This is a genomic window from Undibacterium sp. WLX3042, assembly GCF_049544825.1.
GTDB lineage: Bacteria > Pseudomonadota > Gammaproteobacteria > Burkholderiales > Burkholderiaceae_D > Undibacterium.
Window position 1 is genome coordinate 3756025 of the sequence record NZ_CP186698.1, and the last position, 22365, is coordinate 3778389.

General features: G+C 52.5%; 22 protein-coding genes and 1 pseudogene. 16 read left to right on the forward strand and 7 right to left on the reverse strand.

The genetic code is table 11. The features are described 5' to 3' along the window. Positions 1 to 110 precede the first annotated feature (110 nt). The 11 genes and pseudogenes from istA (at position 111) to bla (ending at position 11041) form a co-directional block, all read left to right on the forward strand. Complete coding sequence (istA, locus tag ACPAOP_RS17150; protein ID WP_423680284.1) at positions 111 to 1637, forward strand: IS21 family transposase; 1527 nt, start codon at positions 111 to 113, stop codon at positions 1635 to 1637. Next, complete coding sequence (gene istB, locus ACPAOP_RS17155; RefSeq protein ID WP_423680285.1) at positions 1627 to 2415, forward strand: IS21-like element helper ATPase IstB; 789 nt, start codon at positions 1627 to 1629, stop codon at positions 2413 to 2415. Before istA ends, istB begins: the two co-directional genes overlap by 11 nt. Before the next feature lie 124 nt (positions 2416 to 2539). Further along, entirely contained in the window at positions 2540 to 4060 is a 1521-nt protein-coding gene (locus ACPAOP_RS17160) for a tetratricopeptide repeat protein (protein ID WP_423708811.1), read from the forward strand. A 657-nt stretch (positions 4061 to 4717) separates the two neighbouring features. After that, positions 4718 to 4954 (forward strand): helix-turn-helix transcriptional regulator, encoded by a 237-nt coding sequence (locus ACPAOP_RS17165; protein WP_423708812.1) that lies wholly within the window; start codon positions 4718 to 4720, stop codon positions 4952 to 4954. Between the two features lie 97 nt (positions 4955 to 5051). Further along, a complete protein-coding gene (locus tag ACPAOP_RS17170) occupies positions 5052 to 7469 on the forward strand; it encodes a DUF3987 domain-containing protein (RefSeq protein WP_423708813.1) in 2418 nt (805 codons plus the stop codon). 2 nt (positions 7470 to 7471) lie between these two features. After that, a complete protein-coding gene (locus tag ACPAOP_RS17175; RefSeq protein WP_423708814.1) occupies positions 7472 to 7891 on the forward strand; it encodes a hypothetical protein in 420 nt (139 codons plus the stop codon). 652 nt (positions 7892 to 8543) lie between these two features. After that, positions 8544 to 8738 (forward strand): annotated as a pseudogene (locus ACPAOP_RS17180) (hypothetical protein); the annotation flags it as partial. Further along, the gene (locus tag ACPAOP_RS17185; protein ID WP_003100856.1) at positions 8735 to 9235 is read left to right on the forward strand and encodes a hypothetical protein; all 501 of its coding nucleotides are present in this window, start codon (positions 8735 to 8737) and stop codon (positions 9233 to 9235) included. The pseudogene ACPAOP_RS17180 and the gene ACPAOP_RS17185, both read left to right, overlap by 4 nt. After that, positions 9232 to 9603: a hypothetical protein gene (locus tag ACPAOP_RS17190; RefSeq protein WP_003100853.1), complete on the forward strand. Its 372-nt coding sequence runs from the start codon at positions 9232 to 9234 to the stop codon at positions 9601 to 9603. Before ACPAOP_RS17185 ends, ACPAOP_RS17190 begins: the two co-directional genes overlap by 4 nt. Further along, positions 9597 to 10154 carry a recombinase family protein gene (locus ACPAOP_RS17195; protein WP_423708815.1) on the forward strand — a complete coding sequence of 186 codons (558 nt, stop codon included), beginning with the start codon at positions 9597 to 9599 and terminating at the stop codon, positions 10152 to 10154. Before ACPAOP_RS17190 ends, ACPAOP_RS17195 begins: the two co-directional genes overlap by 7 nt. 5 nt (positions 10155 to 10159) lie before the next feature. Next, positions 10160 to 11041 carry a class A beta-lactamase gene (gene bla, locus ACPAOP_RS17200; RefSeq protein WP_011270171.1) on the forward strand — a complete coding sequence of 294 codons (882 nt, stop codon included), beginning with the start codon at positions 10160 to 10162 and terminating at the stop codon, positions 11039 to 11041. A gap of 22 nt (positions 11042 to 11063) precedes the next feature. On the opposite strand, the gene ACPAOP_RS17205 is transcribed toward bla, so the two are convergent. From ACPAOP_RS17205 to ACPAOP_RS17225, 5 genes are all read right to left on the reverse strand, one after another. Next, positions 11064 to 12143 carry an ATP-binding cassette domain-containing protein gene (locus tag ACPAOP_RS17205; protein WP_423708816.1) on the reverse strand — a complete coding sequence of 360 codons (1080 nt, stop codon included), beginning with the start codon at positions 12141 to 12143 and terminating at the stop codon, positions 11064 to 11066. Positions 12144 to 12484: 341 nt separating this feature from the next. Next, positions 12485 to 12889, reverse strand: coding sequence for a hypothetical protein (locus tag ACPAOP_RS17210; protein ID WP_423708817.1), 405 nt, complete (start codon positions 12887 to 12889; stop codon positions 12485 to 12487). Positions 12890 to 13234: 345 nt separating this feature from the next. Further along, a complete protein-coding gene (locus ACPAOP_RS17215) occupies positions 13235 to 13843 on the reverse strand; it encodes an RES family NAD+ phosphorylase (protein ID WP_423708818.1) in 609 nt (202 codons plus the stop codon). Between the two features lies 1 nt (position 13844). Further along, positions 13845 to 14600 (reverse strand): hypothetical protein, encoded by a 756-nt coding sequence (locus ACPAOP_RS17220; RefSeq protein ID WP_423708819.1) that lies wholly within the window; start codon positions 14598 to 14600, stop codon positions 13845 to 13847. A gap of 252 nt (positions 14601 to 14852) precedes the next feature. After that, positions 14853 to 15185 carry a DUF3085 domain-containing protein gene (locus ACPAOP_RS17225; protein ID WP_423708820.1) on the reverse strand — a complete coding sequence of 111 codons (333 nt, stop codon included), beginning with the start codon at positions 15183 to 15185 and terminating at the stop codon, positions 14853 to 14855. A gap of 79 nt (positions 15186 to 15264) precedes the next feature. Here ACPAOP_RS17225 and ACPAOP_RS17230 point away from each other — a divergent pair, with 79 nt between their 5' ends. Continuing rightward, on the forward strand, positions 15265 to 15408 hold the full coding sequence (locus tag ACPAOP_RS17230; protein WP_423710049.1) for a hypothetical protein: 144 nt from the start codon (positions 15265 to 15267) through the stop codon (positions 15406 to 15408). Positions 15409 to 15696: 288 nt separating this feature from the next. Here ACPAOP_RS17230 and ACPAOP_RS17235 read toward each other — a convergent pair whose 3' ends face one another. Continuing rightward, a complete protein-coding gene (locus ACPAOP_RS17235; protein ID WP_423708821.1) occupies positions 15697 to 17460 on the reverse strand; it encodes an SIR2 family protein in 1764 nt (587 codons plus the stop codon). Positions 17461 to 18384: 924 nt separating this feature from the next. Here ACPAOP_RS17235 and ACPAOP_RS17240 point away from each other — a divergent pair. From ACPAOP_RS17240 to ACPAOP_RS17255, 4 genes are read left to right on the forward strand one after another with little or no spacing between them, the layout of a single operon-like run. Further along, positions 18385 to 19293: an HAD family hydrolase gene (locus ACPAOP_RS17240; protein ID WP_423680236.1), complete on the forward strand. Its 909-nt coding sequence runs from the start codon at positions 18385 to 18387 to the stop codon at positions 19291 to 19293. After that, entirely contained in the window at positions 19290 to 19502 is a 213-nt protein-coding gene (locus ACPAOP_RS17245) for a hypothetical protein (RefSeq protein ID WP_423680237.1), read from the forward strand. Before ACPAOP_RS17240 ends, ACPAOP_RS17245 begins: the two co-directional genes overlap by 4 nt. Next, positions 19499 to 20236: an HAD domain-containing protein gene (locus ACPAOP_RS17250; protein ID WP_423680238.1), complete on the forward strand. Its 738-nt coding sequence runs from the start codon at positions 19499 to 19501 to the stop codon at positions 20234 to 20236. The genes ACPAOP_RS17245 and ACPAOP_RS17250 overlap by 4 nt, the downstream gene beginning before the upstream one ends. Further along, on the forward strand, positions 20233 to 21138 hold the full coding sequence (locus tag ACPAOP_RS17255) for an exonuclease domain-containing protein (protein WP_423708822.1): 906 nt from the start codon (positions 20233 to 20235) through the stop codon (positions 21136 to 21138). The genes ACPAOP_RS17250 and ACPAOP_RS17255 overlap by 4 nt, the downstream gene beginning before the upstream one ends. On the opposite strand, the gene ACPAOP_RS17260 is transcribed toward ACPAOP_RS17255, so the two are convergent. Beyond that, complete coding sequence (locus ACPAOP_RS17260) at positions 21135 to 22346, reverse strand: RNA-guided endonuclease InsQ/TnpB family protein (protein ID WP_423708823.1); 1212 nt, start codon at positions 22344 to 22346, stop codon at positions 21135 to 21137. The genes ACPAOP_RS17255 and ACPAOP_RS17260 overlap by 4 nt on opposite strands. Between the last annotated feature and the right edge of the window lie 19 nt (positions 22347 to 22365).

Consider the following 22365-nt stretch of genomic DNA (forward strand, 5'->3'; position numbering starts at 1 on the left):
TTAGTCTGTTGATTTGCATTTAAAACTGACCCACCAAACGGCCTAATTTGCATCGAATATTGACCCACGTTTAAACGCTATCCTGCTTATTTTGCGAGCAGGAGAATGGAGTGATAAACGTGTCAATATTAAGTAAGATCCGTCGCTGGCATTTCCGTGAACAAATCTCTCTGCGGGAGATCGCCAGACGTACAGGACTATCCAGAAACACCATACGCCACTATCTCAAAGAAGAGATAGTCGATCCCGTCTATCCACAGCGGCATACACCGAGCAAGCTCGACACCTTCGCCGACAAGCTCGCTCAATGGCTATTTGACGAAACCAAGAAGTCACGCAAACAGCGCCGCTCCCTGAAGCAAATTCACTCGGATCTCTGCGCACTTGGCTATGACGGTTCTTACGACCGCATTGCCGCGTTTGCCAGACACTGGCGAGAGGAACAGATTGAACGTAACAAGGGTGCCAGCAAACACACCTATATTCCCCTGCAATTTGCCGCTGGTGAAGCATTTCAATTTGACTGGAGCGAAGACTGGGCGATGATTGCCGGGGAGCGCGTCAAGCTCCAGGTTGCCCACTTCAAGCTCAGCCATAGTCGCGCCTTCTTCGTGCGCGCTTATCTCTTGCAGACCCATGAAATGCTCTTTGATGCGCACCATCATGCCTTCGTGGCCTGGGGTGGCATTCCCCGGCGCGGCATCTACGACAATATGAAGACCGCTGTCGATAAGGTCAAACGGGGTAAAGCACGCGATGTAAATGCCCGCTTTGCAGCCATGGTCAGCCATTACCTGTTTGATGCAGAGTTCTGCAATCCTGCTTCCGGCTGGGAGAAAGGACAGATAGAGAAGAATGTTCAGGATGCCAGACGCCGTCTGTGGCAGAAGGTGCCGCCACAATCCTCCTTGGTTGCATTAAACCAATGGCTGGCAGAGCGTTGCAGAGCACTCTGGGAAGAAGTCACGCATCCCACCGAGTCAATTCCTATTCATCAGGCCTGGCTCAATGAACAGAAACACCTGATGCCTGTAGGGCAGGCGTTTGATGGCTTTGTCGAGCACACCAAGCGCATCTCACCAACTTGCCTGATCACCTTCGAGCGTAATCGTTATAGTGTTCCAGCATCATTTGCCAATCGTCCAGTTAGTCTGCATGTGTATGCTGATCGGTTGCTCATCATTGCGGAGGGAAAGGTCATTGCCGAACACCAGCGATTGATCAACCGCCATCATCTGCCTGGCTACACCATCTATGACTGGCGCCATTACCTCTCCGTGCTGCAAAGGAAGCCTGGTGCCATACGTAACGGAGCCCCATTTGCCGAACTGCCGCAGGCATTTCAGTCATTGCAGTCGATCCTGCTAAAACGAACTGGCGGCGACAGGGAAATGGTCGATGTCCTGGCTTTGGTACTGCTACATGATGAACAGACGGTACTGACAGCGGTACAGTTAGCGCTAGAAACCGGTGCCGCATCCAAGCAGATCGTCCTCAATATTCTGAGCCGTTTGCTCGAAGGCACTCCCATTGCTCCCGTGGATGTACCTCAGGCATTGGTATTGCAAGTCGAACCCAAAGCCAATGTGACGCGTTATGACAGTCTGAGAAATCAAGGAGAATCACATGCAGCATGACATCATGATTGGGATGTTCAAATCCCTCAAGCTTTATGGAATGGCGCACGCTGTGGGCGATCTGGCAGAACAGAACGCCCCTGCGTTTCAAGCAGCCACACCCGTTTTAGATGGCCTGCTCAAGGCAGAGCTGTCGGAAAGAGAAGTACGTTCTGTCGCCTATCAACTCAAAAGTGCTAAGTTTCCCGCCTACCGAGATCTGACGGGATTCGATTTTAAACAAAGCATGGCCAATGAAGCCTTAGTGCGACAATTGTGCAATGGCGATTTTATGGATACGGCGCAGAACGTCGTGTTGGTTGGTGGGCCAGGAACAGGCAAGACACATCTGGCAACGGCGATCGGAATTCAGGCAATTGAACAATATCACCGGCGCGTACGTTTCTTCTCAACGATAGAATTGGTGAATGCGTTAGAACAAGAGAAACAGGCAGGTAAGACGGGGCAACTGGCAACGCGCTTAATGTATGCCGATCTGGTAATTCTCGACGAGATGGGGTATTTACCCTTCAGTCAAACCGGTGGTGCCTTGCTGTTCCATTTGATGAGTAAGCTCTATGAGCGTACCAGCATGATCATTACGACGAATCTGAGCTTTGCGGAATGGTCTACCGTCTTCGGGGATGCCAAGATGACGACGGCTCTACTGGATCGGGTGACACATCATTGCCATATCGTTGAAACGGGCAATGACAGTTATCGCTTTAAGGAGAGTTCTGCCAAACCAAAAAAGGAGAAAAAAACAACTAGTTATCCACAACCTAAACCAGTAATATGAACATCTAGGGTGGGTCAATATTCAATGCAAAAGGTGGGTCAGTTTTAAATGCAAATCAACAAATCCGCTTCTCATCAAGTGGTTCGTTGCCAGTGTTGGGCGTGGAGCTGATCCAGCTATTTTATTGAATCCCAAAGGTGAGAATTTTTCTAATGCACTTTCTTTTTGTTTTGAGAACCTTTTTGAAAAATTTGGCGAGGAAGAAAAAATTGTAATTTATTGCCTCGTATGTGCTCGAAAGCCACTCACTATCGCGGAAATTCATTTTCTGTTGCCCGCACTTACTGATCAAGATGCGGAAATTGCTCTTAGTGCGCTTCACAATTCAAGCATTGTCTTGAGAGAGAAAACGGAGGGGAATTCCCTAGAATATTCTCTGTCAGATTCTGCGTCGAGATTTCTCAATGACAAATCACCACCAACTGATGTTTTTTTTAGGAATATTCAATTAAAGTTACGTGAACTTAGGACAATTTATACTAAGGAGAGCAAGAAGGAAGCAATTTATGATTACAACCCTTATTTCGTAAGGGTTGAGTCAAATCGCGATGGGATGATCGCTGCTAATTATTTACGATCTGCGTTAAATTTCTTAAAGAGTGGAGACATCGGTAATGCTAGACTTGCGGCCCATGAAGCTAGAAAACTTACTCAAAATAGTAGTGAGGTATGGCGAATTTGTGGGCTAATTGAAGCTCAGGCACAAGAATTGTATAAGGCCCTCAGTTGTTTTGAGCATGCAATTACATTGGCTCCGTTATCGAGAATTACAATTTACTGTTATGGCATGTTCCTATTTTCCGACATGGATGATTTTGAGGGGGCATTAGAACAATTCGAGACACTAGAACGTGTTGACCCTAGTGCGTCTCCGGCACTGACTGCAAAAGCCATGTGTTTGACCCGATTAGGTCGCTTAGCGGAAGCTGCAGTTATTCATGAGGAATTACTAAAGTCCATCGGCGAGCGAGAGAGGCGTTGGCGGCTGACGGGTTTCGACCAAGCCGTGGAAACATATCGACGATTATTCGTTTTAGATTGCGATCAAAAGGAATATATCCTAGCTAAGTCGCACGCAAAACGATCATTAGCAATCCTAATGGATGCTGTTAAACGGTCAGATTGTGACTTCAAAATGGTTAAAAAACTTGCAAAAGTTGTTATTACAGTACTTTCAAAGTCTGAAATTAATATCGACAGTCAATATGTTGAAAGTATCATAGATGTGACTGAAGAAATCTGTAAATTTGGTAATGGCATTTTATTGACACTTGATCATGGAACAGATTGGTTGCCTAAAAATACACCTGGGTTTGAGGGGTATCAAGCGAGATTGATGGATTTAACCTTTAAGAACAAAAATCAAATTATGCTAGAGGAGAAAAAAACAAGTTCTGCGTTACGGTTGCCAGATTTAAAGAGTCAGGATCGAGAATTTGGTAAGATTCACAACATCACTGAAATCGGCCATTATGGATTTATTGTTAGTTCGAATGGCGATCGTTACTTTACACATTTAACGTTTATGCGCGATCAGGCTGAATGGTCGTTGTGTGTGCCAGGTGTGCCAGTTTCATTTTGTATCGGGCAAAATGAAAAAGGACCCTGTGCGGTTGATGTTTGCTTAATGGTTCAATCTGATTAAGTCCAAAATAAGAAAAACCAACTAAGCGGATCCTGATGTCTGTGATCGACATCAGAGTAAGTCCCTCGCAGTTTTGGTAACTTTCCTACCAAAGCTATCTAAACAAAAAAGGGTTAATGCTTACCATAGCTCTAACCTTTGATGTACTTGGTGACCCAGGGCGGAATCAAACCATCGACACAAGGATTTACAATCCTACATGAGCCTGTAAGAATTTCTGTGTGAACCGGGGTCATGAAATAATACCGAAAGGGATTTGCCATGACCGATACGATGACCACGAAAAAACCTCGCAAAAAGAAAGAACCACCTTTGCCAAAGCTTTCAGTTTTTCTCTATCCATTAAAATGTCCATCGGTAATTCCTCGCTCGAGAGGTTAATAGACCGTGGACATTTACACAAATTTATTTACAGGCTCGATTTATCGAATCCTCACAAAGCCGCAGTAGCTTTGCAAGTTATTCTCGAGAGAAATGGACATGTTATAAGCACTCAAACAATTTCTGCAAAATTACGCCTTGCTCTAAACATCTAATTAAAAAAAATTTTGCTAATTGACTATGACGTAATTCTAATTAGCAAAAATAAATAAATCATTGGTCTATCTTTGCATCTTTCCGCTGTAGTTAGGCGGTAACTCGCAAAGGTAGTCAAAAATGAAAAATCTGTTAGACCCTGTTTCCATTAAAATTCTCCCTGCCGATGGCATGAGCCGTTGGAATCAAATAGCTCCTTTCGCACCCATGTGTAAGGAAACGTTCCGTCAGCTAGTCAAGGCAGGACGCGCCCCCCAACCAATTAAATTCTCCGAGCGCTGTACCGCGTATTCAAATCGTGAGTTGCACAAGTTCTTTGCTGACCCTTTAAATTACAAAGTGGATGTGAGCAAATGAATGACCGTCTTTTATCGATTTGTCTTTTTTTAGAGATCGCGCCAGATCTTGCGCCAATGGCTTTAGTAGCGGTAAGCATTTCAATAAGAGGTGGCGTGTGAGCTTCGTAATTTCCGAACGTGCTTTGGGCTTTATGGATGCTATGGCTGCACAAAAACTGCAGCCATCAGAGATTGTTAGCGATGGTAACTTGCACAGATTCTCCACAGCTGAAGATAAAGGCACCTCCAAGAGTGGGTGGTATGTTTTATATGATGATGGAAGTATTGTTGCTGGCGCTTATGGTGACTGGCGTACAGGAATTTCAGAGAAATGGTGTAGCGAGCGTAAAGATCAAGTCAGCCCTGATGCCTGGTTACGTTATGCGGAGCTCGTACAGCAAGCCAAGGCGCGAGCTGATGTAGAACGGATACTGGCGCAAGAAGCGGCCGCAAAATCTAGTTTAGAGATATGGGAGATGGCGAAACCAGCGCCAGCAGAGAATCCATATTGCCATCGAAAAGGGATTAAACCTTTTGGGGTGCGAGAGCTTACTGATAAAACCTTGCTAGTACCAATACGTGATGAGTTCGGAAGCCTGACCAGTTTGCAATTTATTGCACCTGACGGTACCAAGCGTTTTAAGTCTGATGGGAAAATCAAAGGTTGCTATCACAGCATTGAAGGTAAGCCGACTTCTAAATTATTGGTATGTGAGGGCTTTGCAACTGGAGCTAGCTTACATGAAGCAACGGGGTACCCGGTTGCGGTCGCATTCAATGCTGGAAACTTGGAAACAGTAGCGGCAGTCTTACGTTCCAAGTTAGGCGACGCAATCATGATCATTATCTGCGCCGATAATGACAATGCTACTGAACACAAGACAGGAAAAAATACGGGGATCATTGCCGCAACCGCCGCAGCAATCTCAGTATCTGGACATATTGCCATTCCTCATTTTCAAAGTGGGGATCGTCAACTCACAGACTTTAATGACCTTCATCTTTCAGAAGGTTTGCAGGCAGTGAAAACCGTCATAGAAAGCGTTAGTGGCACCCATGTGTGGCATCAACCCGAACCGTTGGTCAGAAGCGCAACTGCGGTACCGTATCCGGTTGATGTTTTACCTGAAGTAATTTTAAACGCAGTAAAGGAAGTGCAGGGCTTCACCAAAGCGCCAATGGCTATGGTGGCATGTTCAGCAATGGCAAATATTAGCCTAGCGGCACAAGCACATTATGATGTTCAAAGAGCTGAAAAGCTAACTGGTGCAATTAGCCTTTATTTTTTAGTTATTGCCGAAAGTGGTGAACGTAAAACAACTTGTGATGGCATGTTTAGTGTTGCTATTCGTGATTATGAAAATCAACAACAGGAGGAAGCAAAGCCAGCATTACGCGAATTTAATGCGCAAAAAGCAATATGGGACGCAACTAGATCAGGGCTGCTTGATGCAATTAAACAAGAGGCTCGCGGTAAGAAGCAGGATGGTGTTAATGCACAACAGTTAGAGCATGAATTACACAATCATGAAAAAAGTGAACCGCAAGCTCCGAGGGTACCACGCCTGATTTATTCTGATTTCACTCCTGAGGCATTAACCTATGCCTTGGGAACTAAGTGGCCGTCAGGTGGTGTTATATCCTCCGAAGCTGGAGCAGTTTTTGGAAGTCATGGTATGGGAAAAGACTCTCAGCTGCGTACACTTGCTAACTTGAATCAGCTATGGGATGCCGCGAAACTCACATTTGACCGTAGAGGAGAGTCTTATATTGTTGATGGCGCACGCCTGACGATGTCCTTGCAGGTACAAGAATCTGCTTTGCTTGATTTCATTAATCGAACAGGAACTTTGGCGCGCGGTACAGGATTTTTGGCTCGCTTTTTATTGGCGCATCCAGAATCAACTCAAGGCACTAGGCTGTTCACTGAGCCACCCGTAGATATGCCGGCGCTAACCAAACTGCATAAACAGATCACTCGCATTTTGCAAACGCCTGCACCTATCAATGAACGAGGCGGGCTAGAGACGACAATGCTTCCTTTATCGCCGGATGCAAAAGCTGCTTGGATTAAATTTCACGACGAAATTGAAAGCGCGCTAGGGGCTGGAGGCGAACTTCAAGATGTGCGCGATGTGGCGAGCAAAATTGCTGACAACGCCGCAAGAATCGCTGCTTTATTTCACATTATTGATGCTGGTGCCGGAGCGATAAGTCTTAGCCACTTCGAGTCAGCAAGTGTAATCGCAGCGTGGCATTTGAACGAAGCACTAAGGTTTTTGGGAGATCTTGCTTTGCCTGAAGAATTGACTGATGCAGCAACGTTAGATGATTGGCTCATTAGATATTGCAAGGCTAATAGAGTGGACAAAGTTTCGACCCGAACCATTTCTCAATATGCACCTAACAAACTAAGAAATAAGGCTAAGCGAGATACTGCCATTCAAGAACTCATTCATCATGGGCGTATTGTCTTAGTTCAAAACAGCAAGAAACAAGAGATTCAGATTAACCCGCAATTATTAGAAGGGTAATCATGGCTCTGGCAGATTTAATGAAAAAAGGATTTTTATCTTCTGCTACTGCTACATTTGCTACACCTGCTACACACGAAATTTTTAGCATTCATACTGTAGCAAAAGTAGCAGATGCAGCAGTAGCAAACCCCTCTCTTGTCAAATCCAAATTTGATGAACAGCGACATATACCAACCATTTTAGAATCGCTCGCATTGTTTCGGTTTGACTTGGTAAAACAAGAAATAGCAGAGGGATATCCTGAGGCTGAAATGAGGCGATTTCATAACTTGGCTCATGTACTTATGCGTGATGAAAATTTGCCGTTTGAGGATGCTGTAAAGGTGGCCGCACAAATTGTTATTCATTGCCCTATGGCTGAGTGTGAGTTGACTTATGTTGATTTGATCGAGTTATGGAGTGAGATCGATAGTCGATAACATCGAAAAGATACTTGCTGGCGCTGACAAGACTTTCCTGGCAATTTTAATAAAATTGTACAAATTATCATTTATACTTACAATGTAGGTCTCTGTAGAAGATTGCCAATAGTCGTTTCGGACGTTAGCTGATTGGATAAATTAACGGGCATTTCAGCGTTATCGTGCGTCTTCTGCAGGGATTCCACTAACATGAAACGGTTAATGCAATGTTTGCGGTTCTTTCTGACTGCTAATTGTTGGCTTAACGTAGGTGGTGCTGGATGTTCGTTACAGTGTTGCCTGCAATGAGCGAGATAGGCTGAGTGCTGCGAGAAGAGGAGTACATGACTCGCTTAATTGAGTCATGTACATTAGTAACTATAATCCCAGTTCATTTCACGTAAACACAACATTTGGACGCTTAGTGTTTTTTGCATTGCGCAAATATAAGGAGCCTGTAAGAATTTCTGTGTGAACCGGGGTCATGAAATAATACCGAAAGGGATTTGCCATGACCGATACGATGACCACGAAAAAACCTCGCAAAAAGAAAGAACCATCCTCCAAAGGTCAGCCTTTGTCCAAAGCTGAACAGTTTTATAGTTTAGCTTTTTAATTTTCCGGACTCTCGCCACATTTTTTGTCCGTTCTACCTTATTGCGACACAACCGCCCTGAGCGCCCATCTGCCCCTGCTGGAAAACCAGGCCAGCAGCGTCTGGTCGATGGGCAAGGATGGCCGCTCCTACTGGCCCGTCAAGCGCCAGGCCGCCACGGCGGATCGCATCGCCAATCACAAGGGACGCAACCCGCAAGAACGCGCCTCCCTGAAAAAGCGCCTGCTGCGCAAGTGGATGAGCAAATGAAGCTCTCCTTCCATCAGCACATTGCGCTGTTCTGGATGATCGGTGCTCCGGGCGTCTTCGCGCCCGTGATCGAGAACGCCAAGCGGCCCGATGCCGGCGCCGTCATGGCGTGGGGTGTCGCGATCGTGGCGGTGATGATCCTCTTCACCCCTTTGCTGCTGCGCTGTCCACCATTCCGGCGCTGGTATGGCCGGACGGATGCGCTGTCGGAGCGGCAGCGCCAGGCGCTTGCCGAGCGCGGCCTGCGCCGCTACTACCAGACCGCTTTCGATGACGGCTACGTGCCCCGCGTGATGCCCTACGTGTGGCGCATCATCTGGACGGTCGGCGGGTTGATGGCTGTGACCGCCGTACTGCCTACCAACACCGGACGGCCAGCCTTCGATGCCTTGGTGGTCTTCTCGACCTGGTATCCGATAGGCGTGATGCTGCTGGTTTTCGCGTCGAGGCCCCTTGGCCGGTTGATTCGCCAAAGAGCACAGGAGCGGCGGAAATGAGCACGTCAACCATCGAGGCGCTGGCCAGCGCCTGGGCAAGGATTGCCGAGGAAGCGGAATTCCCCGCTGACTACGAGGGGACTGCCACACCACAAGCGCATCGGGCTAGCGAAGCTATTCAGGAGCAGATTCGGGAGCGCATCGTCGCCACCAACGACATGCGGCTGTTCAGCCTGCTGCACCTGCTGGGTCAGGCGTCGCTGCGCATGGAGCAAGCGCTGTGGCCGGAGGATTACGAGCGGATGACGCGCGAGGTTGAGGAAGCCCTGCGGCAAGCCACCGACGCCAACGCCAGATCGTACACCCACGAAGAAGTGATGCAGGCGATGCAGGAACGCATCGACCGGGCGCGAGACAAGCCATGTTGATTGGCTATGCGCGCGTCTCGACGCAGGATCAGAACCTGGAGCTGCAACGCGAAGCCTTGAGCAAGGCCGGATGTAAAAAGGTCTTCGAGGACAAGGTGAGTGGCACGCGGGCAGACCGGCCTGGCTTGGCCAAGACGCTCGAAATGCTGCGCGAAGGCGATACTTTGGTCGTCTGGAAGCTCGACCGGCTGGGCCGGTCGGTCAAGCAACTGGTCGATCTGGTCGGCGATCTGCACAAGCACGGTGTCCAGTTCAGGAGCCTCACCGACTCCATCGACACCGGCACACCATCCGGGCGGTTCTTCTTCCACGTCATGGCGAGCCTTGCCGAAATGGAGCGCGAGCTGACCGTCGAGCGCACCCGCGCCGGGCTGGAAGTCGCCAAGCAGCTCGGCCGCAAAGGCGGCCGCAAGCCGAAGATGACCGACAGCAAGATCGAGTCGGCCAAGAAGCTGCTGGCTAGCGGCGTGCCGCCGCGGGACGTGGCCAAGAACCTCGGCGTGTCGATTCCGACGCTGTATCGCTGGGTGCCGGCGTCGCTACAAATCTAATGCTTATGAAATTTCAATGTCATTTTCTCTCTGTCCCTGTGGCGATACTCGGATGTGTTGGCCTCATCTGCACATCCGCATATGCCATGGATACGGGAATCCTCGACCTCGCTGTAACCCAAGAGGAGACCACGCTTCAGGCTAGGGTCGGAGTGGCGGTGATCGATACGGATTCCGGCCTGACGTGGCAGCATCGTGGCGACGAACGCTTCCCGCTGAACAGCACGCATAAAGCCTTTTCCTGCGCGGCCGTTCTGGCCCAGGCCGACCGCCACAAGCTGAACCTGGAGCAGGCGATACCGATCGAGCGCACAGCGCTGGTCACATACTCACCCGTGACGGAAAGGGTGCCACCTGGCGGCACGCTGACCCTGCGTGAGCTGTGCAGGGCCGCCGTCAGTATCAGTGACAACACAGCGGCCAATTTGGCGTTGGATGCAATCGGCGGGGCACGGACATTCACCGCGTTCATGCGGTCTATCGGTGACGATAAGACACGCCTGGATCGGCGAGAACCCGAACTCAACGAGGCCACGCCGGGGGATGCACGCGACACGACAACGCCAATTGCGGCAGCGCGGAGCCTGCAAACACTGTTGCTCGACGGTGTCCTCTCCGCTCCGGCTCGGAACGAACTGACACAATGGATGCTCGGGGATCAAGTTGCCGATGCCTTGCTACGCGCTGGCTTGCCGAGGGATTGGCAAATTGCGGACAAGTCGGGAGCAGGTGGTCACGGATCACGTTCCATAATCGCCGTTGTCTGGCCGCCCAAGCGTTCAGCCGTCATTGTGGCGATCTACATCACCCAAACCGCAGCGTCTATGTCGGCAAGCAACCAGGCGGTGTCCAGAATCGGATCAGCCTTAGCAAAGGCGTTGCAATGAGCGTTCCCGCCTCAGTGCACACTTAGCGTGCTTTATTTTCCGTTTTCTGAGACGACCCCTTTTCGGTCAGGGTGATCAGCGTGGTGATGCCGCAGCGGCGCAGCAAGGCCAGGTCGTGGCCGATGGCGTTGACCACCCCCGGCATGGGGGTGCCTGCCAAGCGCCCCGGCACCAGCCAGGCGAAGCCGTTGGGGCCACGGCTGGCCGGGGCGCAGGGCGGGGCATCTGCCGCATCGTCTGCGGTGTTCAGGGCCGTGGTCGACACCGCCGCAAGGGCTGCGGGCGGCAGCGGCGGCGGCAGGGGTGCGTCGTCGGCCAGCATGGTGGGGTCGGCATCGGGGGCGGGCAGGGCGCAGCTGCCCGTGGCCACAAACTGCTGGCCTGCGGCGGACTGCGGGGCCAGCAGGAAGTCCTCCATCGCGCGGGCCTCTTGCACGCGGCCACCGGCCAGCAGCAGCATGTGCTGGGCGGCCTGGTGGGCGTGCTTTTGGTTGTGCAGCACCAGCAGCACGGCGGTTGCTTCGCCCACCTTGCGCAATAGCTCCAGCAGCAGATAGGCCTCGTAGTCGCTGAGGTCGGCGGTGGGCTCGTCCACCAGCAGCAGCGCGGGGGCTGCGGCTGCCTCGCGCAGGATGGCCACGGCGCGCTGGTGCAGGGGCGAGAGCTCCATGGTGGGCTGCCCCAGCAATGGGGTGAGCTCTGGGAAACCCATGCGCTCGACATACGCAGCGCACCAGGCCCGCAGTTCGCCAGGGGCCAGGCCCAGGCGCGTGCGCACATGCTCGGCCAGCGCATCCAGGGTGGATGCCATCATGAGCCGCGCATGTTGTTGCACCAGCCGCGGGCGGGGCGCGGCCCCCAGGGGCTGGCCTTGGTAGAGAACCTGGCCCCAGTGCTGAAAACGCGGGTGCGCGTCGTTCAGGCCGGCCAGCGTGCGCAGCAGCGTGGATTTGCCCGAGCCCACCGGCCCCAGCAGCGCAGTGACTCCCTGGGGTGGCAAGGAGAAATCCAGCTCCGCCAGAATGACGCGCTGCCCAAAGGCAACGCCAAAACCATCAGAAACCAGGCACGGTGAGGAAAAGGCGGGTGAGGTGTCTTGCATTCAGGTGGGTGTCAAGGGTTCAGGCGTCCAGCAACTGCTGAGGGTGCGCAGCGCGGCGCAGGGTTGTGTCGCAATAAGCGGATCTGGTAAAGTTTGGTATGGACGATTTTCGCAAAAGCCTCATCAAAAGTACCCTCTGCAAGGTTCTTAAACGACTGCATTATCCGTTGCCTCCAAAGGTCAGCCTTTGTCCAAAGCTGAACAGTTTTATAGTTTAGCTTTTTAATTTTCCGGACTCTCGCCACATTTTTTGTCCGTTCTACCTTATTGCGACACAACCACTGATCTCTCTCTGTCGGCGGGCTGATAATTCCCTTTTGTTGACTGCGTTTCTACCGCTGTCAATCATCGTTGTACTTCCCGACTTCAACCTGACGCATCAATTTGTCCAGCACTGCAAGCCGAAAATCCACCATAAGCTGGGGTTGGTCCAGCATCGATAAACAAGCTGCATCCATCAGCGTTTTCGCCCCGTTGGGACCGTCGATCAACGGATGCTCGTACAAATGAGCCCCCTTATATTCTGACTCAGGGATGCCGCTTTCTTGGGCAAATTTCTTCGCCTTGTCATTTCCCATAGATGCGCCATCCAGCTCGGCAAGAATGAAATTGAACATATACCCAGTCTTACTCAGTTGCCGCATCAACCCGCCAACAATGTCGCTAGCAACTTGATCGAGGCCCTTTAATTCAATTTGCTGAACGATATGCGATTTAGGTTTTTGCCGCTTAAAAAATCCGAACATATTTACTGACCTTCACAACTGAGTGAACATAGAAAAATTCTAATAGAGAAAAGATTTGCCAATTCGATAACGTGATTGTTGCCTCTTGGCCAAGATACATAGATTTCATGGTAGTTGCAATATCTGCTGAACAGTTTCCGCTAATCACACTATGATCGTGCGACGCCCCGCACCGATGCGGGAGTGTGTCCGGCGGTGTATTTTCCATAGATGCCCTGGTGCTTGCCCCGCCCCGGTTGCACCGGCGACGGCAGCTGGGGCAGACCTTCCTACTTTCGCGCGCGAAAGTCACTTCAGTACTGGAAAATGTCGCGCGGCTCAGGGACCGTGGCAGGCCCGCCATAGCTATGTCAGCGTTATTCCAAGATCATTTATGACGTCAACGAAGCTGGTATGGTGATGCAACTGCACAGCGTGCTGCAGCATCATCGGCGAGGGGGCACTGCCGGGGCGATGAAATAACACCACGGCCAGCTCATTGTTGACACGGCGGGACATATACAAAAAGCCATCCACCGCATCCGGGTGCGCTTCGATGGCTGCAGACCACGCCTGCGGCAGGCGGTACCGTGCGGTCCCGCTCAGTTCGCCATTGCCGCCCAACCGTAACAGTGATGTGCCGTACAGTTTGGCTAATTTAAGTTTTGGCCCTTTAAACGCTAACGCGAATCGACCGGAAACCTCAGTGACCGGTACGCGGAACCCGCCGCGGACGGGGGATAGGTCATGTAGTACGGACTCGGCAAAAGCCACAGTAAGATTGAATCCGAGATAACACGTGCCGAATGACTTGAGCGGGTCATCAAACCGGCACCCTCCACTGCGTCCGAAGTATGGCTCACCGGTGTCATGGCGCGAGACGCGCACCAGGGCTGAAGGATCAACGTATTCAATATCCAGTTTGACAGTGCTCAGATGCTTGGACGGCGCGGTTAGTCTTGAAGTATGGGCCATTTCACCGTTCCGCGAAGGCGGCAGCTGCGGTCAGTACATCACTCACACGACCTTTGCGCAATGTCTCTAGCGGGGTCGCTCCGAGCAAGGTCGACCGAGCAGTAAAGAAGTGATGCTTGGACAAGGCTGGCAATGCACCAAGTGTCTTCGACACCTTTTCCAGTGCTCGGCGATCAAGGGTCTCATCGGCGAAGTAGGCGGGGTAGTAATTGTCTCCTGAAGGCCCGACGACGGCAAACATCCGTCCCGCTTTGACGGCGCCGCTGATCGAGGCCCGCTTAATGTCGAGCAGCCGCTGCAACTCCCCCGATGTAAGGAATTCGCCATTGGCGATTCTGCTGGCCACCGTCGCATTCGATTTGGCGCTGGCCTGCGCGATCAAAGCATCGCCTTCGCGTACGGACTCCGAGGTGCTCATGGTCTCGCGCGAATGGGTCTGCGCTGTTCGCAGTGCTCGCGCCGCGATCTCATCTTCTTTGCGAGCGGCCGCCAAATTAGCCGTCTCAAAGTCTGGCGCTGCTTCCGATGCATCAGGCTCAATTTTGTCGATGAACAAAGCAAGCGATCGCACAGTCTCCCGCAGCGCTATCAATTCTTCCAGGCTGACTCGGCCATGCAATCTCGAGAGTGATTTTTGAAGCTCCGCCGAGACACGGCGAGTCGTCGGCACTTTCGGACTGGTAAAGAGTGCGCCCAATTGGCCGAACAATTCGGCACCGGCTGGCCCCCTTGCCTTGGATTTGAAAACCGCAGTCATATTGCCTCCTGTTCGAAGATACCAGTATAGATCTGCATGTATGGCATGTCAACCATGTATGGTAAGTTCGTGAAATTGAATCGTCAACTGCGGAGTCGGCTGACCTCGACAGCGTGACGGTAAGTTTGCCGGGCCGAAGTCTGGATGTTGCCCCTACTTTCGCGCGCGAAAGTCACTTCAGCGCCCTAAATCACCTTTGCCATGCAGCTGCCAACGGCCGGGAATTGCCAAAACAGTTCCCGGCCACAAAGATCAGCGGAAGCACTCGACTTTCATCGTCGTCGCCGTAATCGTGAATTTCAGCGACTTCACGCGTCCATCTGCGGCTGCGGTAGTGACAGCTTTCGCGTCGAGGTGTTCGCCAAAATCATCGCCACCAAATTTGGAGTGCGACGTGTCGTAGTAATCCTTGTCTTTGTTGGGGTCGCATCCGGCGAAGTAGAAAATGCAGTTCGCTTTTTCGCCGATGCTGGCGCCGACATAGGCGCCATGATCCTTGGCGATGAAAATTTGCTTGATCGCGTGAGCGTTGATAAATGCGGCGAATTTTTCGATGTCGGCGCGGTTCAAGGTCAGGCTTGGCATAGTTTTTCCTTTGTGGGATGGGATTCGGTCAGTCGATGAATTGGTTGTGTCGCAATAAGCGGATCTGGTAAAGTTTGGTATGGACGATTTTCGCAAAAGCCTCATCAAAAGTACCCTCTGCAAGGTTCTTAAACGACTGCATTATCCGTTGCGCACTTGGAAGCTGGCGGCCAATCAGTTTGCCATCATGTTTGGCGAACGCTTCACCAACGCGATTAACTAAAACCCGGCCCCGCACACACAGAATTTCTTACACGTCCTCCTACATGTCATCAATACTTCATTCAACTATACCCGTCAAATCAAGTGTTTACCAAGCCACACCCAAAAATAAACTATCGTTATCTCACTACGTTGTTGACAGTTGGTTGAAATGACTATCGCAATTGTCACTTATCACAAAATTCACGAACTCTCTTCAACAAAAAAATATTAAAGAGTGGCTGATTAAATACCGTTTGTATGTCGCTACCTCGTCCGATCATTTTTTGTCTTGCTTGCGTGCCGCGCCTTACCAGCGATGGCGACTCCATTCGACAGCAACTGGTTCAATCTTGTCTAGAATCTCCACGCACTGCTGAGCCGACGTTCCGAAGATTGAGGACAGGACGTAGGGCGACTGGTCCCCTGCCTCCGTAAGCGAATCACGAAACTCCTTCATGAGCTGGCTATACTTGTCCGAGCGATAAAAGAAATTTCCAAACGGAACCCAAAAATGACAGTCGTTGGCACGTATCGAATGGGCATACGCGAGCGACCAAAGGAATTCCAGCTCGTCAAAGCCATTTCTATATTCTTGATCGCTCTGAAAAAGGCGATCGCCAAGCGGAGCAAAATAGTCTTCAAGCCATGAGTTTAATGGCAGATAGTGACGTTCTTTTCCTGGAAGGAGCTTTGCGGTCGCCGTGCCACGCTCAAACATTGCAATCGGATTGAGGGCGACGACAGCAAGTACGTCATTCCGGTGTTCCTTTACAATTCTAATGGAAAATAGTTCGCGAAGGACGTTTAGATTTCCTGAGGCGACTGCTCCTAGTCCCAAAGCATAAGCGATTAAGCACGCTGGGTATCTTTGAAATTCGATAAGCGCCGTCAAGCCACTGTCATGCTTGCGTTGTGCGATCTTGGCGATGGATCGCAACCAAGGTTTTAACTGGTCTGGTTTTGCCCAATAGCCAGCGACGGCCGCCATTTCAACCAGCGTCGTTGATACAGCTTCGTAAGCATAGACGCGATCACCCAGCGATTTGCTATCTAGGTCGCGCTGACTCATGTCGAATTTTTGACCATGTATAACATTGAGAACTCGATTCGTCTCTTCTGACACAAGGTCGTCAAGCTGAATGGCATATTTCTCTTCAGATAGATACTTTTTCAAGCTGGAGACGGCGGCGGCTGTAGATAAGGGATGCGGCTGAGAAAATGATTCAAGTATGGTTACCAATTCGCCTAGCTTTGAAAAAAAAGCGTCCGCGCCGCCGATTGGAACGATATGTGCGGCTCGGCGTTTAATCAGGTCTTGCGCTTGTATGCCAGGATCACCGCGAGTCGCCCAGTACGTCGAGAACCGCCGATAGGGTGCGCGAACAAGCGCGGCGCGCAACGCATCGTCCCATTCAGCAGACCATCCACAAACAATTAGGCCGTACTCATCAAATACGCGGTCAAGCAGGTGCTTGAATTCCTCTGGATACTCCGCAAGCTCACTGGCTGTATTTCGAATCCGAGTGTCAAGGTAATCGCCGTGAATTTTTATAATTGTGCAAGCTGTGTGTACGAGCGGTAAAGCACCTGCAATATGATCTACAGAACTTAAGACTGTAGGAACGACGCCAACGTCATGTAGAGCAAGTTCAGTCAATTTGTCAAAATTTGTCGTCAGAATTACGCGGACGAAGCCAGCCTTTACAAGATTCGCGATGGCCCGATGCGCTGGCGTGGGTTGTTTATCCCCTTCAGCCCGCTCCTCATCTGAGGGCTCCAAATATGCTCGGACAAGCTGCTGGCGTTCTGCAGGGCTCTTACACAACACATCAAGTAGTTCAGAGTAGTCTGGTTGTTTCCCAAACGTCGCAAAATACCATGCTGATGGATCAGGTTCGCATTCCGCACCTCGCAATGCTGCGACCTTTCGTACTAGGTCCAATGTAATTTCCCAACCGGTTGGAATTTTTGATGAGCGGGAAACACCGGACCCTAGTAGAAGCGCATAAACTCCTTTGTTGGCAGAAATTGAAAATGCGAGTGAACTGATGGGATCGATTTCTGTGGGCATGTCTTGCTCGTGGCGGCCGTCATAGATTGCATAACTATACGCCGTTTGACAGGAGTATCGCTGCGCAGCCTAGCCAATTAAATTTGATCTCATAGTCGGTCTCGGATGAGAGAAGGAGGGAGAAGTGAAGGAGCGAGTTCGATGGAGGGACGACACCGGAAATAGGCCGGACACAAGGGCGCATTGCGCCGGAAACAAAAATGCCGATCTGCATGGACCGGCGTTTCCTCAAGGATGTTCTTGGTAGCCGTGGCGGAATCGAACCACCGACACAAGGATTTTCAATCTCAGCTCAATAAAATTTGAAGATTTGATTTCCACAAACAATAGAATGATTGTATGAATTTTACATTTTCGATTATAAAAATAGGATCTTGATTGTAGTTAACTTTGACTGCCTCCATGTCTCCAGTTGTTTATTCGAAATTTTTGCACCATATGAGAATATTTGCAGGAATTTTGAGAACCTACACAACAGAAAAATTCAGAGTTAGCTGAACAAAATTCAGAGTTAAGTGAATTTCGAAATTAAGTGTTTGATTTTCAAGGGAAAAGAGACCCTGCGACATTTACCTCGGAAAAAGTATAGCTCAAAAATGAACTAATTTTACTATGTTGATTATTAGGATAATCAACATAGTTTTATAACAAAAAAAAGGGCGCGATGCATTCGCACCTCTAGAGGTTGTGTCGCAATAAGCGGATCTGGTAAAGTTTGGTATGGACGATTTTCGCAAAAGCCTCATCAAAAGTACCCTCTGCAAGGTTCTTAAACGACTGCATTATCCGTTGCCGACGTGCAGGTCATCAGCGATCACCAGCCGCCCAAGCGCTGGCCCAGCGGCGAGCCGCTGGTGGTGGCTGGCGTCGAGTTCGAGCGCGAGTTGTTCGAGTAGGTATGTATATAGGTAGGTATATACATATATGAGAACAACCAAAGCCATCATCTTCGACGCCTTCGGCACACTGATCCGCTACACAACGCGCACGGCCCCCTATGGCAGCCTCGTGGATGCGGACGGGCGGCCGGTGGATCGGCTCGCCTGCCTGACCCGCAATGTGCCGCTGGCGACCCTCGCCACTGAGATTGGCGCGGGGGACAACCTCGACCTGATGCTGCCCGACTTGGCCGAAGAGCTGTCCGGCCTGCGCCTGTTCCCCGAGGTGGCGGACGTGCTCGCCAAGGCACGGGCAGCAGGGCTGCGTTTGGCGGTGTGCTCGAACCTCGCCTATGAGTACGGCGCGGCCGTGCGCGGCCTCGTGCCCGAGCTGGACGCCTACGTGCTGTCGTATGAGGTCGGGGTGGCCAAGCCACACCCGACGATGTACCGGCTCGCGTGCGCCGAGCTGGGCTGCGCTCCGGCCGAGACGGTTTTCGTGGGTGACAGCAAGCGCTGCGACTTCGATGGGCCGCAGGCCTTCGGGATGCAGGCCCGGCATCTGGACAGAAGGGGAGGGCAGTCGCTGCTCGACGTGCTCGCCGATGTCCTGCCGACCGGCGACGAGATCGCGGCCGATGCTCGCGCCCGGCTCGCAACAAGCGGCGGTCAGGCACCAGACATTGCCGCTACTCCACGTCGCCGCGAAACCATGACACACGACGAGCTGATTGCAGCCGTGCCCGTGCGCCACATGGGCACCAGCACCGCCTACGCCTACATCGCACTGGCTGACATTCCAGCACCTTGGCGTCACCAGTTCGAGCAGGCACTGCGTGGCAGTGCAGCCCCCGCTGTGCCGGACGTAGGCCCTTGCGCATGGCTGACCGACTGGCAACAGTGGGTGATGGGTAGCTGGCACCGCGACAGCCGGGCGGAGGGCCTGCAACCATGACCGATCCCGCCGCAATGCACGCGCTGTATCGGTTGGCCGACTTCCCTGTGCTTGCCTCGCTGGCCCAAGGGCGCACCGAAGCGACGAGGCTGGACGGGCGAGCGTGTCGGTACATCTACGAGTCGGCGCTGGCCAGGATCGACTGGCCAGCCGTGTCGGAAGGCGAACGGGCATTGATGCGCTCGCTGGGGATCGAGGTGACTCCGTGATCCTCTTTCTCGACTTCGATGGGGTGCTCCACCCCGACGCGGCCTACCTGGAGCGCGGACGGCCTGTGCTGCGCGCCGATGGCGAGCTATTCATGTGGGCTGGCTACCTGGTGGACGCGCTGGCCTGCGCGCAGCATGTTCGCATCGTTCTGAGTACGAGCTGGGCGCGCGAGCTGCGGTACGCCCGCGCCCGAGACTACCTGCCTGCCGAGTTGAAGCAGCGGGTTATTGGAGCCACTTGGCACTCGGGGATGGCTACCGACGAAGAGCACCGCCCTCTGGGCAGAGACACATGGTGGGACACGTCCACGCGCTACCAGCAAATCCGCCGCTACGTGGATCGCGCGGGCATCACTGACTGGATCGCCGTCGATGACCAGCCCGAAGGCTGGGCCGAGACTGACCGGGACAAGCTGGTGGTCACTGACAGCAATCTTGGCCTGTCCGCGCCTTCGGCGCGCGTTCGCCTCACGGCGGCCGTTGGCAACATGACCGCCGCGTTGGCCGTGGCCGACGCGATAGCTGACGTGCTGACCATTCCGCAGGTCGCGCGTAGCGCGTCCTGCGCTGACTTGATGCAGTGGGTCGATTGGTGGCAGTCCTCATACCTCGATGCGATCCAGCTAACACCCGGCCACATTGCGCACGCGAAAGCCGGTCGCTGGTGGCCACCAGTGTCAGAGATGCAAATCGGAAAAATGCCACCAGCAATCGCTCAGAGGCGCATCCCATGACAGCCCGCGACAACGAAGCCGCGATGCTGAAATGCTGCGCCATGATCGCGACTGGCGCTCTGGACTCGCCGCGCACGCCAGCGGAAGCGAACGTCTGTCGCGTAGCCGGAATGATCCTGGGCCGACACCTGCATGACGCCCGTCAGCGCCTGTCTCAGGCCGCCGATGCATACTTCGCTGTTCATCCCTCCGAGCTGCTGGAGTCCGCCGAGACGGTGCGGCGCGGCTGGATCATCAACCTGCCTCGGCTACGTGACCGCTTGGAGCGACGGCTACGGGAGGTCGGGCCGGGAGAGGAGGGGCAGCAAACGACCCTTGATGCGATTGCCGAACTGGAATCCGGCAACGGACAGAGTTTGACAACGGTGGATGGGTTATTCGCAGACCTGCAAGCCAACGATGGAAACGCAGGCTTGCAGCCAATCCTCGTCATCGACCTTGAGGCCACCTGCGACGAGGGCGATGGCCTCCCAACAATGGACATGGAGATCATCGAGATCGGCGCGGTGTGGGCCACGGCTGAGGGCACCGTACTCGACCAGTTTCAGGCGCTGGTGCGCCCGGTGGTGTGGCCTCAACTCACCCCATTTTGTCGGCAGCTCACCAACATCCAGCAGGCCGACGTGGACGGTGCTGAGTTGTTTCCAGCGGTCGCGGCACGGCTGGCCAGCTTCGCCCAACGGCATCAGGCTCAGGGCGCAACCTGGGGGAGCTGGGGCCAATTCGACGCCAAGCAGCTTGCGCGTGACTGCGAGCGACACGGCATCGAAAGCCCGCTCGCAGCCTTCGAGCATGTCAACCTCAAACGCCGGTTTGCCAAGGCCCGCAAGATCAAGGAAGTGGGAATGGCCCGCGCGTTGCAGATGGTGGGCCTTCCTCTAACGGATAATGCAGTCGTTTAAGAACCTTGCAGAGGGTACTTTTGATGAGGCTTTTGCGAAAATCGTCCATACCAAACTTTACCAGATCCGCTTATTGCGACACAACCCTCTAAAATATTGATCGCACCGACCATATCGGCGTGATTTTCGTAACCGCAATCGACGCACAGGAATTTTGCTTGTGTTTGCCGATTATCTTTCGACACATGGCCGCAAGCCGGACATGTCTGGCTGGTGTGGTGCGGCGGCACGGCCAGCAACATACCGCCGTGCCAAGCCACCTTATACGCCAGTTGACGTCTGAATTCACCCCACCCCTGATCGAGAATGGAGCGGTTCAGGCCGGACTTCTGCTTCACCATCTTGCCTGGCTGTTCGCTGTTGCCCTTGGAAGACTTGGACATGTTCCGTACCTGCAAATCCTCAATGCATACGAGCGCGTGGTTTTGGCTGATCGTCGTTGTGGTCTTGTGCAGGAAGTCTTTCCGGGCATTGGCGATACGGGTATGAATCTTCTGGACGCGGGCCTTCGCCTTCTTCCAGTTGCTGCTGAACTTGACTTTGCGGCTCATGCGGCGCTGGTAGCGCGCAAGGCGTTGCTGATGTTTCTTGAAGCTGTTGAGCGGCCCGATGAAAGCACCGTCGCTCATCGTGGCAAACCGGGAGATGCCGACATCGATGCCAATGGCCGTCGTCGCGGTTGGCAGCGGCTGTTTGATTTCGCGTTGCGTCTGAATCGACGCGAACCACTTGCCGCCCGATTGGCTCACGGTGACATTGCGCACCTCGCCCAGCACATCGCGGCTGTTGCGGTAACGCAGCCAGCCGAGCTTGGGAAGGAAGATGCGGCCATTACCCTGATCGAGCTTGATCTGTTTCGAGTCGGGGTAGCGAAAAGTATCACCGCTACCCTTGCGCTTAAATTTTGGAAAGTCGGCGCGTTTCTCGAAGAAATTCTTGTATGCCTTCTCCAAGTCCTTCAAGGCATGTTGCAGCGGATGACACGGCGCTTCCTTCAGCCAAGGTGTGTCAGGACCATTGCGCCACCCGGTCAATTGCTTCGCCATGGCGACGTAGCCAATGAACTTGTTGCCCGCCTCGTGGTTCTCCTGCTGCATTGCCAGCGCTTTGTTGTAGACGAACCGGCATGACCCGGCGAAGCGGCGCATATCGCGCTCTTGTTCGCCGTTGGGCATCAGTTCGTATTTGTAGGCTTGTAAGCGTTGCATACTTCAATTATAGTTTGGT

Excerpts from the sequence above, each read along its gene's own strand:
- istB (WP_423680285.1), top strand. The coding sequence starts at position 1,627 with ATGCAGCATGACATCATGATTGGGATGTTCAAATCCCTCAAGCTTTAT.
- ACPAOP_RS17165 (WP_423708812.1), top strand. The coding sequence starts at position 4,718 with ATGAAAAATCTGTTAGACCCTGTTTCCATTAAAATTCTCCCTGCCGAT.
- ACPAOP_RS17175 (WP_423708814.1), top strand. The coding sequence starts at position 7,472 with ATGGCTCTGGCAGATTTAATGAAAAAAGGATTTTTATCTTCTGCTACT.
- ACPAOP_RS17185 (WP_003100856.1), top strand. The coding sequence starts at position 8,735 with ATGAAGCTCTCCTTCCATCAGCACATTGCGCTGTTCTGGATGATCGGT.
- ACPAOP_RS17190 (WP_003100853.1), top strand. The coding sequence starts at position 9,232 with ATGAGCACGTCAACCATCGAGGCGCTGGCCAGCGCCTGGGCAAGGATT.
- ACPAOP_RS17195 (WP_423708815.1), top strand. The coding sequence starts at position 9,597 with ATGTTGATTGGCTATGCGCGCGTCTCGACGCAGGATCAGAACCTGGAG.
- bla (WP_011270171.1), top strand. The coding sequence starts at position 10,160 with ATGAAATTTCAATGTCATTTTCTCTCTGTCCCTGTGGCGATACTCGGA.
- ACPAOP_RS17205 (WP_423708816.1), bottom strand. The coding sequence starts at position 12,143 with ATGCAAGACACCTCACCCGCCTTTTCCTCACCGTGCCTGGTTTCTGAT.
- ACPAOP_RS17210 (WP_423708817.1), bottom strand. The coding sequence starts at position 12,889 with ATGTTCGGATTTTTTAAGCGGCAAAAACCTAAATCGCATATCGTTCAG.
- ACPAOP_RS17215 (WP_423708818.1), bottom strand. The coding sequence starts at position 13,843 with ATGGCCCATACTTCAAGACTAACCGCGCCGTCCAAGCATCTGAGCACT.
- ACPAOP_RS17220 (WP_423708819.1), bottom strand. The coding sequence starts at position 14,600 with ATGACTGCGGTTTTCAAATCCAAGGCAAGGGGGCCAGCCGGTGCCGAA.
- ACPAOP_RS17225 (WP_423708820.1), bottom strand. The coding sequence starts at position 15,185 with ATGCCAAGCCTGACCTTGAACCGCGCCGACATCGAAAAATTCGCCGCA.
- ACPAOP_RS17230 (WP_423710049.1), top strand. The coding sequence starts at position 15,265 with ATGGACGATTTTCGCAAAAGCCTCATCAAAAGTACCCTCTGCAAGGTT.
- ACPAOP_RS17235 (WP_423708821.1), bottom strand. The coding sequence starts at position 17,460 with ATGCCCACAGAAATCGATCCCATCAGTTCACTCGCATTTTCAATTTCT.
- ACPAOP_RS17240 (WP_423680236.1), top strand. The coding sequence starts at position 18,385 with ATGAGAACAACCAAAGCCATCATCTTCGACGCCTTCGGCACACTGATC.
- ACPAOP_RS17245 (WP_423680237.1), top strand. The coding sequence starts at position 19,290 with ATGACCGATCCCGCCGCAATGCACGCGCTGTATCGGTTGGCCGACTTC.
- ACPAOP_RS17255 (WP_423708822.1), top strand. The coding sequence starts at position 20,233 with ATGACAGCCCGCGACAACGAAGCCGCGATGCTGAAATGCTGCGCCATG.
- ACPAOP_RS17260 (WP_423708823.1), bottom strand. The coding sequence starts at position 22,346 with ATGCAACGCTTACAAGCCTACAAATACGAACTGATGCCCAACGGCGAA.